The sequence below is a fragment of the Pontibacter litorisediminis genome (assembly GCF_029360645.1).
Lineage (GTDB): Bacteria > Bacteroidota > Bacteroidia > Cytophagales > Hymenobacteraceae > Pontibacter > Pontibacter litorisediminis.
Window position 1 is genome coordinate 605,356 of sequence record NZ_JARDUA010000003.1, and the last position, 17,230, is coordinate 622,585.

Annotated in this window: 12 protein-coding genes; 5 read left to right on the forward strand and 7 right to left on the reverse strand. The window is 54.7% G+C overall.

Going from position 1 to position 17,230, the window contains the following annotated elements; translation table 11 throughout:
* Positions 1-43: 43 nt before the first annotated feature.
* The gene (locus tag PXG97_RS12600) at positions 44-1,636 is read right to left on the reverse strand and encodes a hypothetical protein (protein WP_276498105.1); all 1,593 of its coding nucleotides are present in this window, start codon (positions 1,634-1,636) and stop codon (positions 44-46) included.
* Positions 1,637-1,933: 297 nt separating this feature from the next.
* Here PXG97_RS12600 and PXG97_RS12605 point away from each other — a divergent pair, with 297 nt between their 5' ends.
* Complete coding sequence (locus tag PXG97_RS12605; RefSeq protein ID WP_276498106.1) at positions 1,934-4,420, forward strand: DUF5686 and carboxypeptidase-like regulatory domain-containing protein; 2,487 nt, start codon at positions 1,934-1,936, stop codon at positions 4,418-4,420.
* Between the two features lie 127 nt (positions 4,421-4,547).
* On the opposite strand, the gene PXG97_RS12610 is transcribed toward PXG97_RS12605, so the two are convergent.
* The 5 genes from PXG97_RS12610 to typA form a co-directional block, all read right to left on the reverse strand.
* Positions 4,548-5,651, reverse strand: a complete 1,104-nt coding sequence (locus PXG97_RS12610) for a PepSY-associated TM helix domain-containing protein (RefSeq protein WP_276498107.1) — start codon at positions 5,649-5,651, stop codon at positions 4,548-4,550.
* 4 nt (positions 5,652-5,655) lie between these two features.
* Positions 5,656-7,998, reverse strand: a complete 2,343-nt coding sequence (locus PXG97_RS12615) for a TonB-dependent receptor (protein WP_276498108.1) — start codon at positions 7,996-7,998, stop codon at positions 5,656-5,658.
* Between the two features lie 215 nt (positions 7,999-8,213).
* Complete coding sequence (locus PXG97_RS12620; protein WP_276498109.1) at positions 8,214-9,422, reverse strand: OmpA family protein; 1,209 nt, start codon at positions 9,420-9,422, stop codon at positions 8,214-8,216.
* A 437-nt stretch (positions 9,423-9,859) separates the two neighbouring features.
* Positions 9,860-10,822, reverse strand: coding sequence for an aldo/keto reductase (locus PXG97_RS12625; RefSeq protein WP_276498110.1), 963 nt, complete (start codon positions 10,820-10,822; stop codon positions 9,860-9,862).
* A 336-nt stretch (positions 10,823-11,158) separates the two neighbouring features.
* Positions 11,159-12,970, reverse strand: a complete 1,812-nt coding sequence (typA, locus tag PXG97_RS12630; protein WP_276498111.1) for a translational GTPase TypA — start codon at positions 12,968-12,970, stop codon at positions 11,159-11,161.
* Positions 12,971-13,186: 216 nt separating this feature from the next.
* Between typA and msrB the strand changes: the two genes are divergently transcribed.
* The 3 genes from msrB (at position 13,187) to PXG97_RS12645 (ending at position 14,736) form a co-directional block, all read left to right on the forward strand.
* Positions 13,187-13,741 (forward strand): peptide-methionine (R)-S-oxide reductase MsrB, encoded by a 555-nt coding sequence (gene msrB / locus PXG97_RS12635; RefSeq protein ID WP_276498112.1) that lies wholly within the window; start codon positions 13,187-13,189, stop codon positions 13,739-13,741.
* A gap of 160 nt (positions 13,742-13,901) precedes the next feature.
* A complete protein-coding gene (locus PXG97_RS12640) occupies positions 13,902-14,171 on the forward strand; it encodes a hypothetical protein (protein WP_276498113.1) in 270 nt (89 codons plus the stop codon).
* 241 nt (positions 14,172-14,412) lie between these two features.
* Positions 14,413-14,736, forward strand: coding sequence for a hypothetical protein (locus PXG97_RS12645; RefSeq protein ID WP_276498114.1), 324 nt, complete (start codon positions 14,413-14,415; stop codon positions 14,734-14,736).
* Between the two features lie 56 nt (positions 14,737-14,792).
* Here the strand turns inward: PXG97_RS12645 and PXG97_RS12650 are convergent, their stop codons facing one another.
* A complete protein-coding gene (locus tag PXG97_RS12650) occupies positions 14,793-15,023 on the reverse strand; it encodes a hypothetical protein (protein ID WP_276498115.1) in 231 nt (76 codons plus the stop codon).
* Between the two features lie 141 nt (positions 15,024-15,164).
* Here PXG97_RS12650 and metG point away from each other — a divergent pair, with 141 nt between their 5' ends.
* Entirely contained in the window at positions 15,165-17,204 is a 2,040-nt protein-coding gene (gene metG, locus PXG97_RS12655; RefSeq protein ID WP_276498116.1) for a methionine--tRNA ligase, read from the forward strand.
* Positions 17,205-17,230 lie beyond the last annotated feature (26 nt).

Below are 17,230 nucleotides of genomic sequence, written 5' to 3' on the forward strand. Positions count from 1 at the left end.
TTTAGGGTGCTGTAGCCTCTATCAGGCTTTGTTAAATGACATGTTAAAAACCTTCACGGTCGAAGGCGTGTACCCGTACGTCGTTGGTGCGCTTGTCTTTGGTGTCGGGCCCGGCCTCCAGTTCTGTGCCGCGCTTTGTGTCATATACCCAGGTCTTTTTGCCCCAGCCGCCCACTTCTGACTCATCTTTGATCTCATCTTCGCCACGGCCCCCTACGATTTTCACTTTGATGCCTTTCTTGACCTTTCCGCTGATCTTAAACTCGTCGTCCTCAGCCAACCCGTGCAGGGTAATCAATTCTGTTTCGGAGCGCTTAAAGATACGGTGGTACAGCAGGTGGCCGTCTGCTTTGCGCCGCACGGTTACCTCCGTTTCCTCATCGTTGAGGCGCTTTACCTCAAACTGATCCTCCTCGTCGGTGCCCACCACCAGCACCTCTTTGGCCAGAATCTCATAAAACTCAGCGGCGGCGGTACGCAACTGGTCCCGCCGGCTCATGAGCTTTTGCTTTGTCCGTTCCCCCTCAAGCTCATACACAGCTGCCGGGTACTGCCGCGCCGCCTGCGCTATTACCTCGTCAGTGATGCTTTGCTGCAGCACCACAGCGAGCGAGTCAAACTGCTCCCGCGTCACCTGGGAGAGCGCCCGTTGGTCTATGAACTGGGAGTTGATGGTGAGGGCATACACATCGTTGAAATCCTCATCAAAAGACTCAAACTTGCGGATGGCCCAGTTGCGGCTGAATATCCAGGGGATGACGCCATCCTGAAAGCGGTAAAAGGCATTGTCGCGGTCTTTGGGGATGGGGCGGTAGTAGTGGTTGCCTCCTGTTTCGTGCTCAGCCCATTCCCACTGGCCTTCATGGCGGTCCCAGTCATGGATCAGTAAGTCGAGAAGGCGCGCGCGGGCAAAGGCCAGCTGGTCTATAAAATGGTCGTCCTCCTCGTAGCGCCTGTTCAGCATCTTGCCGCTGCCCACGATGTCCGATGGGCCTCCTGCCACTTCAGAGACCATGCGCTCGTCGTTGTACTTCTCTTCCAGCATGTATACCTTGTTGCTGGCCACTTCCTCGTGCTCCCCGAAGTCGGCGTCGTTTGGGCGCACATACACCAGCTGCGGCGTGGCGTGCGGCACCTTGGCGGCCTCTGCTAGAGGGGGAATAATGAGCGCCCCGTAAGGGTTGACTGCCGAGATCTGATCACGGAGGATGTTTACGACAAACGTCTTGCGCCACACTTTTGGCAGCACCTCCGATGGCTCCTTGTCCAGGGAGCGGAGGGCGTAGGTTTTGTTGTTAGGCCCAACCATGGTAAAGCTGGTGGTCTGGAATCCGCCGCCTATCTTCTCTATCTCCAGCCCGCCCCAGGTGGTATCCATCTCAAACACCGGAACGGTGACGGGTGCCGTCCATACATGGCGGTAATGCTTTCCCCAGAAGATGCGGTGCAGGAAACCGCGCTTGTAATGCGCCCCGGCTTTTACGGTCACGCTGTCCGCCGTCTCCGCACCGTTTTGCAGGCGTTGGTATACTTCAGCGTCTACCACCGGCGTTGGGGCGTAGAAGTTCTTCCTGGCACAGCCAGCTGAAGTAATCATGAAAAGGGCAAGTATAACTTGCCACCAATATAGCTTCATAGGTATATAAAACCGTGTTTACTGTCTATTTAACGTAAATCAGGTGTAATGTTTTCAGGTGAACGGCAGGTATAGCTTAGGCAAGGGGTAGTAGTGGCCTGTAAAGAGAAGCTACAAGTATAGCTATACTTATAAAGCCCGGTCTGTTTTCTGTAGGTTCACACCGCCTAGAGCCAGACGCAGCCGTTGCAGGAAACCGAGTACAAAACCAGTGCTTTACTTTGATTGTTGTCTAAACAAGTGTTGTGGTAAATCAAGGAAAACATACTACCTTTGCTCGCTTTTAAAAATATTGCTTTGCAAAGATATATTTTCTTATCCCTGCTGCTGGTTGCCTCGTTGGTAAGCCATGCGCAGACCCGCGTCTCGGGGCAGGTAACAGACGCCGCCACGGGCGAGGCCCTCCCTTTTGTGGGGATCTTCGTGAAAAACTCCTCCATCGGCACCTCCACCGATGTGGAAGGGAAGTATAAAATCCGCCTGGCCACCACCCCCGACTCGCTTACGGCTGCCTTCGTCGGCTACCTGCCGCTCACGCTGCCCGTGCAGAAGGGCGTGGCCGTGCAGACACTGGACTTTAAGCTGACCACCAACGCGCAGCAGCTGCAGGAGGTGGTGATACGCCCCGGTGAGAACCCGGCCTGGCCCATCATGCGCCGCGTAATGGAAAACAAAAACGCCAACGACAAGCGCAAGCTTACCGCTTACCAGTACGAAGCCTACACCAAAATGCAGTTTGACGTGGACAACGTGGGGCAGCAGAAAGGCAAGGGCGTAGTGGGCAAGGCCATTACCTCCCTGGTAGACTCGCAGATGTACCTGGCCGGCGAGGACGGCAAAAAGCTGCTGCCGTTCTTTCTCTCCGAATCCCTCTCGGATGTATTCTACACCCGTGACCCGAAGCGCAGCAAGGAGATCATCAAAGCCTCCAAGGTCACGGGCATCGGCCTGCAGGACGGTACGCTGGTGTCGCAGGTGATCGGCAGCAGCTACCAGGACTATAACTTTTACCAGAACTGGGTGAGCGTGCTGCAGAAGAACTTTGTCAGCCCCATTGCCGACGGCTGGAAAGGCTACTATAACTACGAGCTGGAGGATAGCACCTACATCGGCGATGACTGGTGCTATGAGCTGTCGTTTAAGCAGAAGCGCCCGCAGGACCTGGCCTTTAATGGCCGTATGTGGGTCACGGCGGATGGTTACGCGCTGCGCAAGCTGGACGCCACAGTGAGCAAATCGGCCAACATCAACTTTGTGGAGAGCATCGCCCTGAAGCAGGAGCTGCAGCAGGTGGGGGAGAAGGCCTGGATGCCGGCCGGCACCGAGGTAAAGATAAAGATCGTGGGCCTGACGCCGAAGCGGCCAGGGATTTTGGCCAAAGTGTATACCTCCTACCGGGAGGTGGTGGTGAACCAGCCGGAGAAGCCGGACTTCTTCGATAAGCCGGTGGAGCTGCTATCGGGAGCCAGTAAACAGGCCGAGAGCTTCTGGGAAGAGCGTCGCCACGACACCCTCAGCCTCGCCGACCAGCAGGTGTATGCCACCATCAACGCCATCCGCGAGACGCCAAAAGTAAAGCGCTTTACCGAGATAGCCACGGTACTGGGCACCGGCTACAAAAGCTTTGGCAAGGTGAGTTGGGGGCCGTGGCCATATACCTATGCGTATAACGACGTGGAGGGGCACCGCTTTCAATTGGGCGGCAAAACCAACATCAACTTCAGTAACAAGCTGGAGCTGCGCGGCTATGCGGCCTATGGTGCAGAGGATCAGGAGTATAAGTACAGCCTGGGCGGGCGCTACATCCTGAGCCGCAAGCGCTGGAGCGAGGTGGGCTTTACGCACCAGGAGGACCTGCAGCAGGTGGGGCTGATGTCGGACAAGCTGGCGTCGAGCCCGTTCTTCCTGGGCTTCTCCAGGTTCGGGGAGCTGCGCCGCCCGATCATGGTGCGCGAGACAAGCTTATACTTGCAGCGCGATGTGCTGCGCGGCGTAACCGAGCGCATCAGCCTGCGCAAACGCCACTTCGACCCGCAGTACGACTTTGCCTACTACACACATGGGCCGGAGCAGCCGGATAAAATTGCCAGCAGCTTTACCGCCACGGAGGTGAGTTTCCTGACGCGCTACGCCAAGGACGAGGTGTACGTGGAGAATGACAACGAGCGCATCAGCCTGGGAAGCGGCAGCTATCCGGTGCTGAGCCTGAAGTATACGTTGGGCCTGAACAACGCCTTGGGCGCTACGGTGGATTACCAGCGCGTGGACCTGGGGGTGGAGCAGGAGTTCGTGATGGGCCGCTTGGGCAATGCGCTCTACAGGCTAGAGGCGGGCAGGATCTTCTCGCCGGTGCCTTACCCGCTGCTGGAGGTGCACACCGGCAACGAAACCCCCTTCTACTACGACGCCACCTACAACCTGATGGGCTACTTTGAGTTCGCCAGCGACACCTATGCCTCGCTGCACTACGAGCAGTACTTCGAAGGGCTGCTGTTTAACCGTTTGCCGCTCATCAAAAAGCTCAAGTGGCGTGTGCTTGGCTCAGCCAACGTGCTCTACGGCAGCCTCAGCCAAAGCAACCTGAACCTGATGCCGGAGGTAACGCCCGCCGGTTATGTGCAGGAGTCGTTTAAAGGATTGGGGAACACGCCGTACGTAGAGCTGGGCTATGGTATTGAGAACATCTTCAAAATACTGCGCGTGGACGCCTTCCACCGCCTGACGCACCTAGACGAAGGCACCCGGAAGTTCGGGCTCAAGTTCTCGGTGCAGTTTAAGCTGTAAGCAAGTATAAAAGTATACTTAAAAAAGCCGGCGCCGCAGGTTTATGCTTGCGGCGCCGGCTTTTTATATGCTGTTGGTTTATCTGAACTCCCCTGCTCAGAGGGGGCAATCAACATGGGGCAATTATCTACCGCATCACCTTCATCGCCTTCTTTCTTACCTGCTTGGATTCCTGCTGCGGCTGCTGGCGGTAGTACCAGATCACGAATCCCGAGATGGACAGGACACCCGGCATCAACCCGAAGAAAGCATAAAGCAGCTGCACAAAGAGGCCGGCAAAGTCGCCAAAGTGTATGGGGTGCAGCGAGGTGAGGAAGCGGTCGAGCCAGGGCTGGTCGCGGACAAAGTAGGGCGCACCCAGCTCGCCGGTGGTGTAGTCTGCCTGCAGTTTGCTGTAGAACTTGCCGTAATAAGCAGGGTCGGAGTGCAGGCGGCCGAGCAGCTGAATCTTTCCCTCCTCGCTAACCGGGAAGCGGAGGTAGGTGATGTCGAACTCAGGGTAAGTGGCGCGTGCCTCCGCCATGGCGGCATCTACAGAGGTGGTGATCTCTGGCACAGAAACCTCTTTTGTCCCCCCTTTAAGGGCAGTGTTTACCACGGTAATCGCCAAAGATAGCCCTGTGACGCACATGAGCAGGTTAAAGGCCAGCGCCCACACGCCTATAACGCGGTGCAGGCCGGAGAACATGCTGCGGCGGCTGTTAAGACTGATCTTCTGCCGGAAGGTGAGCACCTTAACTATAGACCGACGGTAAAGTATAAAGCCCGTGATGGTGAGCAGTAGCAGCGCCACCCCTACCAGCAGCACCACTATCTTACCAGGCGTGCCCGACAGCAGGTTATAGTGGATGTTGAGCACCACGTAGGAAAAGCGGTTGTGCGCCTGCCCCACGGTAGAAAGCTTTTCGCCCGTCTCAGGGTGCACGAACAGCCACCTGCGCAGCTGCCCCTGCCGCAGCTCGTACAGGAGCGCCTCATCTGCCGTGGCCGGTAGAGCAGGCACCCTGATGTCCCAGCCCGGGTTCTCTGCCCTTACCCAGCCAATCGATTTATCGATGTGCAATGCGTTGGCAGGTGTTTCCAGTTGTGAGTGGCTGGCGTACGCGGCCGCGTCGATGTCATCATCAAAGACAAGTATAACGCCAGAAAGGCTGATAACCAGGATGAACATCCCGGCTATCAGCCCGCACCAATGGTGAATGGAAAAGGTTTGTTTTACGCGTTTCTTCAAGGTCTTACCACTTATAGGCTGCACCAAGCTGGAATCTGGCCCCGTTGGCTCTTGTAAAATTGTCGTTGCGGCCGTACCAGTAAGCCTGTGGCAGGTAGTAAGCCTTATCCAGCAGGTTCTCCACGCCCAGGTTCAGGCTAAGCTTCTCGGTGGCCTGGTAAGAGGCTGCCAGGTTAAACACATCGAATGCCTTCACCGGGCCCTGGCCAGAAGTATAGCCTCCTTTGGCGTTTGGCTCGAAGCGGTCGCGCTCGCCGGAGTAGATCCACTGCAGGTTCACGCTAAGGTTGCTCACTGGCTTCAGGTTAAGGTAAGAGGTAAACTTAAAGGGAGGGATGCGCAGGCTGGTCAGGTACTTGTCTTCGCTGTCGTAGTAATCATCGTTGTTGTTGATGTCAGCCTTGCCCTCGCTGTAAGAGGCATTGGCCCCCAGCGTGATTTTCTCGGAGATAAACAGGTCTACCAGCGCTTCGAATCCTTCCACGCGCTCCGGGGCACGCTCAATCTCGTATACGCCGGCTTCGTTGGCAATAAGGTTGGCGCCCAGCTTGGAGGTGCTCACAAAGTAGGCACCGCTGAAAGAGGCAATACCAACCTGGCTGTGGAAACCTACCTCATAGTTGTTCACGATCACCGGCTCCAGGTCCATCTGCGTCAGGAAATCCTCTTTGGCGCTGCGCACATAGCGGCCCACATCAATCATAGAGAAGCCCTGGGAGTAACTCACGAAAGGCTTGAAGTACTCCAGCGCGGAGTAGCGCAGCCCGGCGTTAAAGGTGCTGGCGTTAAACTTCAGCTTGCCACCCTGCACGTAGTCGCCGCCGGCGCCACTGGCCAGTACCAGCTGCTGGAAATCATCCACGTTGATAGACACATTATCGAAGCGGTAGCCGGCCTTGAAGTTCAGGTCCTGCAGAATGTTGAGCTGCAGCTGTACGTAAGGAGCCATGTTCTTCAGGTCCATCTCCGGCACCCAGGTGCGGCCGTCCACCAGTGGCTGCGAGGTCTCATCGTTCAGGAAATCGGCACCGTACACCATGTTACCTTCCACCTTGTCGCTGATTCTGAAAGGCGTGTTCAGGTTCAGGCGCACCCCTGTCTTAGCAGATTTGATTGTAGACTGCCCGCCGCCCTCGAAGTAGGGGGTGTAGCCGTAAACGGTGTAGAAGCTCTGCAGGTAAGCACTCAGCTCCATGCTGGTGTTCAGGAACAGGTTCTTGCCGATGTAGCGCAACTGGGCGTTGTGGTTATACTTGGTGCCCTCCGGCTCGCCCTGTACCTCGCCCCTCACGCCGATAGAAGGGGTTACGCCGTAGACGCCTTCCTGTATCACGTAGTCTGAGTTCTGGCGGCTACCAAAGTAGTTGTACATACCTTCCACGCGGTGATCGGAGCTGAAGTTATAGCCTGCCTTGGCAAAACCGTTGTACATCTTCGTCTCGCCCAGGCCATACACCGGCGAAATGACCTCGCCGTCGCCATCGCGGAGCACACCTGTTTTCTCGTAAGTGCCGCTGGCTACGTAATCAAAGTTCTCTATTTTGCCGGTAAACTGCTGTGAAATGCGGCCACCGAAGGTTTCATCGGAATGGAAAAGGTTGCCTGTACCCATCAAGGAAGTGGAGGCGCTGAAAGATTTGCTGGTATTCGGCTGCTTGGTGATGTAGTTGATCAGACCGCCGTCGGCGCCGTTACCGTAAACGGCCGTGGCTCCTTTCACAATCTCTACACGCTCAATGGCACTTGGGTCAATGGTGCGCACATCGCGGCTGCCGTTTCGCAGCGGGGTCGACTGCGGGATACCGTCTACCATAATAAGGGCATTACGACCGCGCAGGGTCTGGCCCACGTTGCTGGTGGTATTGCTGTTAAATGCCAAGCCAGGTACGGTGTTAGCCAGTACATTGGAGAGGTCGGTGCTGATCTGCGACTGCAGCTGCAGCGTGCGTGAGTCCAGCACATACACAGAGGCTGGGGTCTCATCTAGGGTCTCTACGGAGCGGCTGGCCGAAACTACCACCTCATCCAGGGAGCTGGTGCTGGGCTCTACCGTGAAGCTCAGGTTCAGGTTATCGCCGGCACGTAGAGTTACAGGCTGACGCACGGCCCTGTAGCCCACCCCGCCCACACGCAAGGTATAGCTGCCCGGGTTAACATTGCTAATCGTAAACTCACCTGCCGCATTGGTGTTCGTGCCAAGCACTGTCCCCTCCAGGGCTACTGTCAACAGCTCCAGCGCCTTGCCGTTCGGAGAGGTTACCTTGCCGCTGATGCTGGCGTTTTGACTTTGTGCCTGCCCAGCAGCCAAGGCAAAAAGACACAGGATCAGGAGTAAATACTTTTGCATGTATGTATATTTTTTATTTAGACTGATTATAGATAAGGCAAAAGTATAAGGTAATTCTATAGCAGGCAAGAGCTATTTAAATTTAATCTAAATAAGGTGACAACGTTAATGGCAACGGGTAAAAGCGGCACTGCCTGCCACGGGATGTAGCAGGCAGTGTTACAGATGTATAGATTAAGAGGATGGCAGATCCTGGCCAGGAACTGCCGGCGTGATTATAGTTTCACAAATTCAACGCGGCGGTTATTCGATTTGGCCTCCGGGGTGCTGTTCTTGTCAATAGGCTTGGATTCGCCCATGCCCTTGGCGGCCAACCTTTCTTCGGCTATACCTTGCTCTACCAGGTATGTCCTCACTGCTTCGGCACGCTGCTGGCTCAGCTTCACGTTGGCGCTCTCATCACCGTCGCTGTCGGTATGGCCCTCCACGGTAAACTTAAGCGAGGGCTCCTCCTGCATCAGCTTAACTATACTTGCCAGCGTGCCCACTGACTCGGGTCGAATGGTTGCCTGGTTCACGTCGAACTTGATGCCGTAGGTCACGATCTTGCCGTCTGCCATTACCTGGTCGTAGAGCTTTTTGCCCCCCTGGGCAATCATCACGTTTTTCACCATGGTGTTGGCGTCCACCCGCTTGTCCACCTCAATGCGCAGGCCGGTGGGTTTGCCGTTTACGTTGGGTATGTTGATCAGGCGGTGCTCGTCCAGGTATACTTTCATGCTGCGCTTGTTAAACGAGATAGCCACGTGCCGCCACTGGTTCTTCACTTCCTTAGCCGCCAGCTCCTCCGACTCTGAGCCAAAGGTTTTATGCTTTACTTGGGTTGCCCTTACATCAATAGGGTCCCAGAAATCGCCGTTTATCTCTGTCTTATAGCTTTTCATGTCATCCACCAGAAATATGTAATAGGCCACGTTCGGGTTATCGCTGTCGAAGAACACATCCATTTCTATGGTAAAGGTTTCCGGCAGCCACTGTTCTCCCTTCATCAGCGGGTGAATGCTGGTGCCCGACTGCACCAGGTTGATGACCTTTTCATCGCCCAGTACGGCTACCTCAGCATTGCCCTTGTTCAGGTCCCAGCGCGACGGGAACTCGCCCACTTCCTCGCCAGCCAGGTTATCGGAGAACATCATTTTATCGCCCGGCACAAAATCATACTTCGTCCAGGCCTTTACCCGGCCCTCTTTGGGAGAGCCCACAGCGGCACCGCTTTCTCCTTCACCAGCCTCTTCTGCAGCAGTAGCAGTCGCTTTTTTATTCTTTCCGTCCAGCGATTCATCAATCGTTTTGTCGATCTTCTGATCTACCTTCTGGTTCAGCTTATTTTTGATCTTGTTGCCGATATCGAATTGGGCATGGGCAGGCAGAACAAACAGAGCCAGCAGAAGAGCGCAGGCAGGAACAAATACTGTTTTTTTCATAGTAGTATGATTTTAAAAACATAAAATTACATTATGTTATTATTCTTGTAAAATTTTGGATTGGTTTAAGCTGCTCTACTTAAGAGAGCTTAGCAAATGGCTGGAAGGAAAGGGTGGAAGCACACCTGGTGCCGGCGTAGAGAAGCAGGATTGTACTGCTACGAAGGCAGCTGCAGGGAAGTATAAAAACCGGCACCAGTCCAAGGCCGCCAAACTCGTTAGCTCCTGGCTGGTGCCGGTTTTATTTTTGGCCGAAAGGGCCGGGCTTTACGTGCCAATCGATTTTTCTATCAGGATGCGCCACACATTCATGTGCAGCCACTCGTCATACTTCTTCAAGTGCCCGTATTGCGGCAGTCTCACCTGCTGCGGTATACCGAAGAAGGGTGGTTGTTTTGAAGTTCCTTGTCCACAGCGGCATAAAGGTCGTCGAAGTGCTATACTTTCTGCGTGTAGTCCGAGGCCTTCTCCAGCTGCTGCATGTCCTCCTGGCCCAGGGTTATCTGCACGGCCTCTTTAAACGCCTGCACGTGCTTCCGTTTGGTGGCGCTGGCGATAGGGGCCGTTACCAACGGGTTGTTCACCAGCCAGGCCAGGGCAATGCCGGCCTGCGACACGCCGTGTTTTTCTGCCAGCTCATCCAGTGCGGCAAGTATGCGCTTGCCCCGTTCGTCGAGGTACTTCTTCACGCCGCCGCCCCGAACGCTCTTGCTCAGGTCGTCCTCGCTGCGGTACTTTCCGCTCAGGAAGCCGCTGGCCAGGGAGTAGTAGGTTATCACTCCCAAGCCTTCCTTTTGGCAAATAGGGGCGATTCCCGCCTCATACTCCTCACGGTCGTAGAGGTTATACCCTGGCTGAAACACCTCATAGCGTGGCAGCCCCTGCTGCTTGCTGGCCTCCAGTGAGGCACGCAAGCGCTCCGGCGAAAGGTTAGAGGCGCCTATAAAGCGCACCTTGCCAGCCTCTATCAGCTTCTGGTAGGCACCCAATGTTTCTTCAACGGGTGTCTTGTCATCATCCCAGTGCGTTAGGTATAAATCGATCTGGTCCACCTGTAACCTCCTTAGGGAGTCCTCTGCCGCCTTAAGGATGTGTTTTTCAGAGATGTCTTTATGGCCTTGGCCCATATCGGAGCCAACTTTGGTGATGACTGTAACCCTGTCGCGGTTGCCGCGCTCTTTCATCCACTTGCCGATGATCGTTTCTGACTCACCACCCTGGTTGCCTTCGCCCCAGCGGGAGTATACATCGGCTGTGTCCAGGGTATCGAAACCGGCCTCGTATACTTCATCCAGTATCCCAAAAGACTCTTTCTCATCCAGTGTCCAGCCAAAGACATTGCCGCCTACCACGATAGGGGCTGTATATAATGCTGTGTTTCCTAGCTTGCGTTTGTTCATATTGTACATGGTTCGTTTTAATTAGCTTACCCTTTACGATTCCTCAATGTTGCCGTGGGGCAGCCAATAAGCTCGGCAATGGGCAGCACCAGGGAGAATATGGCCTCAACCATACTTGCTGCGCGCCGCGCGAGGTTGGGGGTATACCCTGGCCTATGGGCAAAGAGAACATGTACTTCTTTGTGGGCAGCCTTGCTGTACTGCCCGGGTAACAGCGGCTTTATACCAGCAACTGATGCCGTGGTAAGTATTTCTTAGCCTTCCGGCACGGCCCCAAAGCAAAAAGGCCTGCCACTTTTCAGCGGCAGGCCTTTTATAGTCTATAGCGCGTTATACTTACGCTACTTCTTCTTTATTACGCATGCGGTTACGCTCGTTCTCGTCTAAGTAGATCTTGCGCATACGCAGGCTCTTTGGCGTTACCTCCAGGTACTCATCCTTCTGGATGTATTCCATGGCCTCCTCCAGCGAGAAGTTTTTAGCCGGAGCGATCTTGGTGTTATCATCAGAGCCGGAAGCACGCATGTTCGTCAGCTTCTTACCTTTCTGGATGTTCACCGTGATATCGTTCTGGCGGTTGTGCTCACCAATTACCTGACCCATGTACACATCTACACCCGGATCAACGAAGAATACACCTCTGTCCTGCAGTTTATCGATAGAGTAAGCAGTTCCAGGGCCTGTCTCCATAGAGATGATAGAACCGTTGTTACGTCCAGGGATAGCGCCTTTGTACGGCTCGTAGCTCTGGAAACGGTGGTTCATAATGGCCTCGCCAGCTGTTGCAGTCAAAACGTTGTTACGCAGGCCGATCAGGCCACGCGCCGGAATGTTGAACTCCAGGTGCTGCAGGTCTCCCTTAGGCTCCATGATCGTCAGTTCACCTTTACGCTGCGTTACCAGCTCGATTACCTTACCGGCTGTTTCTTCCGGAACGTCCACCACCAGGTGCTCGATTGGCTCGTGGCGCTGGCCGTCAACTTCTTTATAGATTACCTGTGGCTGACCTACCTGAAGCTCGTAGCCCTCACGGCGCATCGTTTCGATAAGTACAGACAAGTGCAGGATACCACGACCAAATACCAGGAAAGTATCTTCACGGTCGGTCTCCTGTACGCGCAGGGCCAGGTTTTTCTCAGTCTCTTTGAACAGACGATCGCGCAGGTGACGCGATGTTACGAACTTACCCTCTTTACCGAAGAAAGGAGAGTTGTTGATCGTAAACAACATGTTCATCGTTGGCTCATCGATAGAGATACGAGTCAGTGCCTCAGGGTTCTCCGCATCAGCAATGGTATCGCCAATGTCAAAGCCTTCGATACCTGTTACAGCGCAAATCTCGCCGGCTGATACTTCCTGAACTGTTTTCTTGCCAAGGCCTTCAAATACCTGCAATTCTTTGATACGACCTTTCTTGATAGAACCGTCTGCTTTCATCAAGCTGATAGGCATACCTTCTTTCAATGTTCCACGGTGAACGCGACCGATCGCGATACGACCTACGAAAGAAGAGTAGTCAAGCGACGTGATCTGCATCTGTGGAGAGCCTTCACGGAACGGAGCGGCAGGGATCACATCAATGATAGCATCCAATAAAGGCGTGATGTTGTCAGTTGGCTGCGTCCAGTCAGTGCTCATCCAGCCCTGCTTGGAAGAACCGTACAGCGTGGTGAAGTCCAGCTGGTCTTCTGTCGCGTCCAGGTTAAACATCAGGTCAAACACCTGCTCGTGCACCTCGTCCGGACGGCAGTTTTCCTTGTCTACTTTGTTTACCACCACGATTGGCTTCAGGCCAAGCTGGATGGCTTTACCCAGTACGAAACGGGTCTGTGGCATGGCGCCCTCGAAGGCATCCACCAGCAGGAGCACACCGTCGGCCATCTTCAGCACGCGCTCTACCTCACCGCCGAAGTCGGCGTGGCCAGGGGTGTCGATGATGTTGATCTTTACGTCTTTGTAGCGAACCGACACGTTCTTAGAAACGATCGTGATGCCACGCTCGCGCTCCAGGTCGTTGTTGTCCAGAATAAGGTCGTCGAACTGCTGGTGCTCAGCAAACAGCTTAGAGGCGTGGATGATCTTGTCCACGAGCGTGGTCTTGCCGTGGTCTACGTGTGCGATGATCGCAATATTTCGAATATTTTGCATTGAATAGATTTTTCGAGCCGCAAAAGTACTAAAAAGGCTTCAGACTTTCACTAGTTCGCTCGAAATAAACAGGTTATGATAGTATTAATTTACGCTGCGGCAGTTTTTGGCACAGGTTATGAGGCAAACATTAAATTGTTGTGTATTGTTTCCTAGGTAGTTAGTAAATTTTAAAGTGGTAAGGCCAGGCAGGCATCCACACCGTAAGTATAAGGTATGAAGAAGTTAGAGATTTTTTTGATGATCGTGCTGGTGGGCTTTATGGCCTGCACCCAGCAGGAGGCGTCGGCGGAGTTTACGGCCACCACGGCAGCTGCCGGCGACGAGCCGCTGGAAGAGGAGGTAGTGCAGGCCTTAAACAGCAAGACGCTGCAGGACACGGTAGTGAAAACAGAGGCACAGTGGCGAAAGCAGCTAACCCCGGAACAGTATTACGTGCTGCGGCAGGAAGGCACGGAGCCGCCCTTCAAGAACAAGTATAACAGCAACAAAAAGAAAGGCATCTACGCCTGTGCCGCCTGCGGCAACCCCATGTTCAGCTCTAAAACCAAATTTGAGTCCGGCACAGGCTGGCCCAGCTTTTACGCCCCCATCGCTAAAAAACAGGTAAAGGAGGTCGAGGACAGGTCGTTTCCGGGGGAGGTGCGGACAGAGGTGGAGTGTGCCCGCTGCGGTTCCCATATCGGGCACGTGTTCCCGGACGGGCCTAAGCCCACCGGCTTGCGCTACTGTCTTAACTCGGCCGCCCTTAGCTTTAAGGAGCAGCAGTAAGATCTAATTGTTGGTTTATACTTTACAGGAGGGCGACTTTGTTGCAGAAAGCCAGCCCCCACAGGTCGTGTTTCTATTATTGAAAGGCTGCAACGGAAAGCGAATAACGAACCACCACCCTCCGCCGTACTTTAAGTTCTAAACCAAACCGAGTCATACTATGGCAGAACTACATTCCGAAGCTGAAAATATAGAAAACACCGCACAGTGCATTATTGAGGCCTTCAAGCAATTCGACATTCAGGAAGGAAATGTGCTGACTTACCAGCAGCTGTACCCGTTCCTGCAGGAGCGTTACCCTCACTACAAGGATGTGCAAAAGGAGGCCGAACATCACCTGACCAAGGAGGGCTATGTAAACCCCGCCCCCGATGGGCTGATGCTGACGCAGGTCGGCCACTCGCGGGTGTGGGGCGATGAGAGCGAATAAACCAAGGCCTGGGTAACAGCCGAGGTAACGAACAGTCCGAAAGGACCGGCATGCCAGGGAACCACAGCCAAAGAAGATAAGATCCTTCGGCTGTGGCTCCTTTTCGTTTAGGCTATCTTTCGGGGGTGGCCCTGCGGATTCTGTTTCGGTGCGTATACAGAAAGTAGAAGCCTGTATTAGCGGGCAACGTACAACCATAGCCCCAGAACCAATGCATATACACACATTATACAGATACAGCATGAGCCTGCTGTGGGCGGGTTTGGCCGGTTGCACCTCCCTGAGCGAGGGACAGGAGCGCTTGCCGCCCCCCGTGCCGGCCAACGAGCGGGTAACGCTCCGGCAAAACCCCAATGCTACCTTATTAGAGCGTATGGATAACCAGGCCAGCGAAATCAACCGGAAGCGCAACATCGAGCAGTTCGACAGCAACAGCCCTGCCATGACGCCAACCACGCTGCGCCCGCTGCTGCTCCCGCTGGCTCCCATCGACTCGGCCAGGCATTTCCTGTATTGGCCGATGCAGCGGGAAGTGCAGCCGCTTCCACCAGCCAACAAGCCATAAAAGCGGCCCAAAGTATGTGGGTATACTTTGGGCCGCTTTTATGGAATGCCGGAGCCTTATTTTTTCTTCTTCTTTTTATCGCTCACCTCCTCCGGCTGCTCCTCGTCGCTCAGGTGCAGTTCGTCCGGCTCCAGGTCCATGTATACTTCGTTTTCGGGTGGCGTATTCTGCGACTCACGGTCCGCTTCGCGAGGGGCGGGTTTTTTCGTTACCTTGTTCTCATGGTCCTTCTTGCCCAAATTCTCCCCATCGTCTCTTCTCGACTTCAGGCTATCATTATGTCTCATATATAAGTATACTTTAGGTGATGCTCTGTCTTACGGAAAAGCAAGTGCAAAGTCATGGGCTGTTCATGATTTTGTGAGATCGGCAGCCGGTGGCGGTTCATTCCGCAACCTATTCGTATATTTGTTCTTTAAATAGATAAGATGACAAACAACCCCAAAAGATATACTGTAACGGCTGCGCTGCCGTATGCCAATGGCCCCGTGCACATTGGCCACCTGGCGGGTGTATACTTGCCTGCTGATATTTATGTGCGTTACCTGCGCCTGCAGAACCGTGATGTGAAGTTTATCTGTGGCTCCGACGAGCACGGGGTGCCGATCACGATCCGCGCCAAGAAAGAAGGCATCACGCCGCAGCAGGCCGTGGACAAGTATCATGAGCTGATCAAAAAGTCGTTTGCTGACTTTAACATCTCCTTCGACATTTACGACCGCACCTCCTCTGCCATACACGCCGAGACGGCCGGAGGTTTCTTTAAGAAGCTGTACGAGGACGGCAAGTTCATCGAGCAGACCACGCAGCAGTACTACGACGAGAAGGCACAGCAGTTCCTGGCAGACCGCTACATTGTGGGCACCTGCCCTAAGTGCGGAAACGAGAACGCCTACGGCGACCAGTGCGAAAGCTGCGGTACCTCCCTGAACGCCACCGACCTCATCAACCCCAAAAGTACGCTGAGCGGTGCTGTGCCGGTGATGCGCGAAACCAAGCACTGGTACCTGCCCCTGAACGAGTATGAGCCCTGGCTGCGCGAGTGGATCGTGGAGGGCCACAAAGGCGATTGGAAGCCGAATGTGTACGGCCAGTGCAAATCCTGGATAGACCAGGGGCTGCAGCCCCGCGCCGTAACCCGCGACCTGGATTGGGGCGTGCCGGTGCCGGTAGAGGGAGCCGAAGGCAAGGTGCTGTACGTATGGTTCGATGCGCCGATCGGCTATATCTCGGCCACCAAAGCGCTGACAGACGATTGGGAGAAGTACTGGAAAGACGAGGAGACGAAGCTGGTGCACTTCATCGGAAAGGACAACATCGTGTTCCACTGCATCATTTTCCCGAGCATGCTCAAGGCGCACGGCGATTATATCCTGCCGGATAACGTGCCGGCCAATGAGTTCCTGAACCTGGAGGGCGATAAGATCTCTACCTCCCGTAACTGGGCGGTGTGGCTGCACGAGTACCTGGAGGAATTCCCGGGTAAGGGCGACGTGCTGCGCTATGTGTTGGCTGCCAACGCCCCTGAGACAAAGGACAACGACTTTACCTGGAAAGACTATCAGGCCCGCAATAACAACGAGCTGCTGGCTATCCTGGGCAACTTCATTAACCGCGCCGTGGTGCTCACGCAGAAGTATTACGAGGGTGCCGTGCCTGCCCGTGGCGAGCTGACGGAGTATGATAAAGTGGTGCTGGAAGACCTGCAGGGAATGCCGATGGTGATCGCTGCGCATATCGAGCGGTACAAGTTCCGCGATGCCCTGGCTGAGCTGATGAACCTGGCGCGCCTGGGCAACAAGTACCTGGCCGACACAGAGCCGTGGAAGCTGATCAAGACAGACGCCGAGCGCGTGAAAACGATCATGAACATTGCGCTGCAGATTTCCGGTAGCCTGGCCATTCTGATGGAGCCGTTCCTGCCAGCGTCTGCCGCCAAGCTGCGCGGCATGCTGAGCATGAGCCCGGGAACCTGGGAGAGCGCAGGATCAGCGGAGCTGTTGCCGGTAGGCCATGTTATCGGTAAGCCGGAACTGCTGTTCGAGAAAGTAGAGGATGCCGCCGTAGACGCGCAGGTGCAGAAGCTGCTGGACACAAAAAAGGCGAACGAGGCCGCTAACGCTACGGTGGAGCCCGCCAAAGAAGACATCACCTTCGAGGACTTCACGAAGATGGACATCCGGATCGGAACCATCCTGGAGGCAGAGAAAGTGGCGAAGACTAAAAAGCTTCTGAAGCTGAAGATCGATACAGGTATTGACCAGCGCACGGTGGTCAGCGGCATTGCCGAGTTCTTTACCCCGGAAGAGATCATCGGGCAGCAAGTGAGCATCCTGGTAAACCTTGCCCCACGCGAGATCAAAGGCATCACCAGCCAGGGCATGATTCTGATGGCCGAGAATGCGGATGGCTCCCTTGCTTTTGTGCAGCCGAGCAAAGCGATAAAGAACGGCGGAACCGTAAGCTAAAAATACAGCCGGTTTCAAGTCTGAAC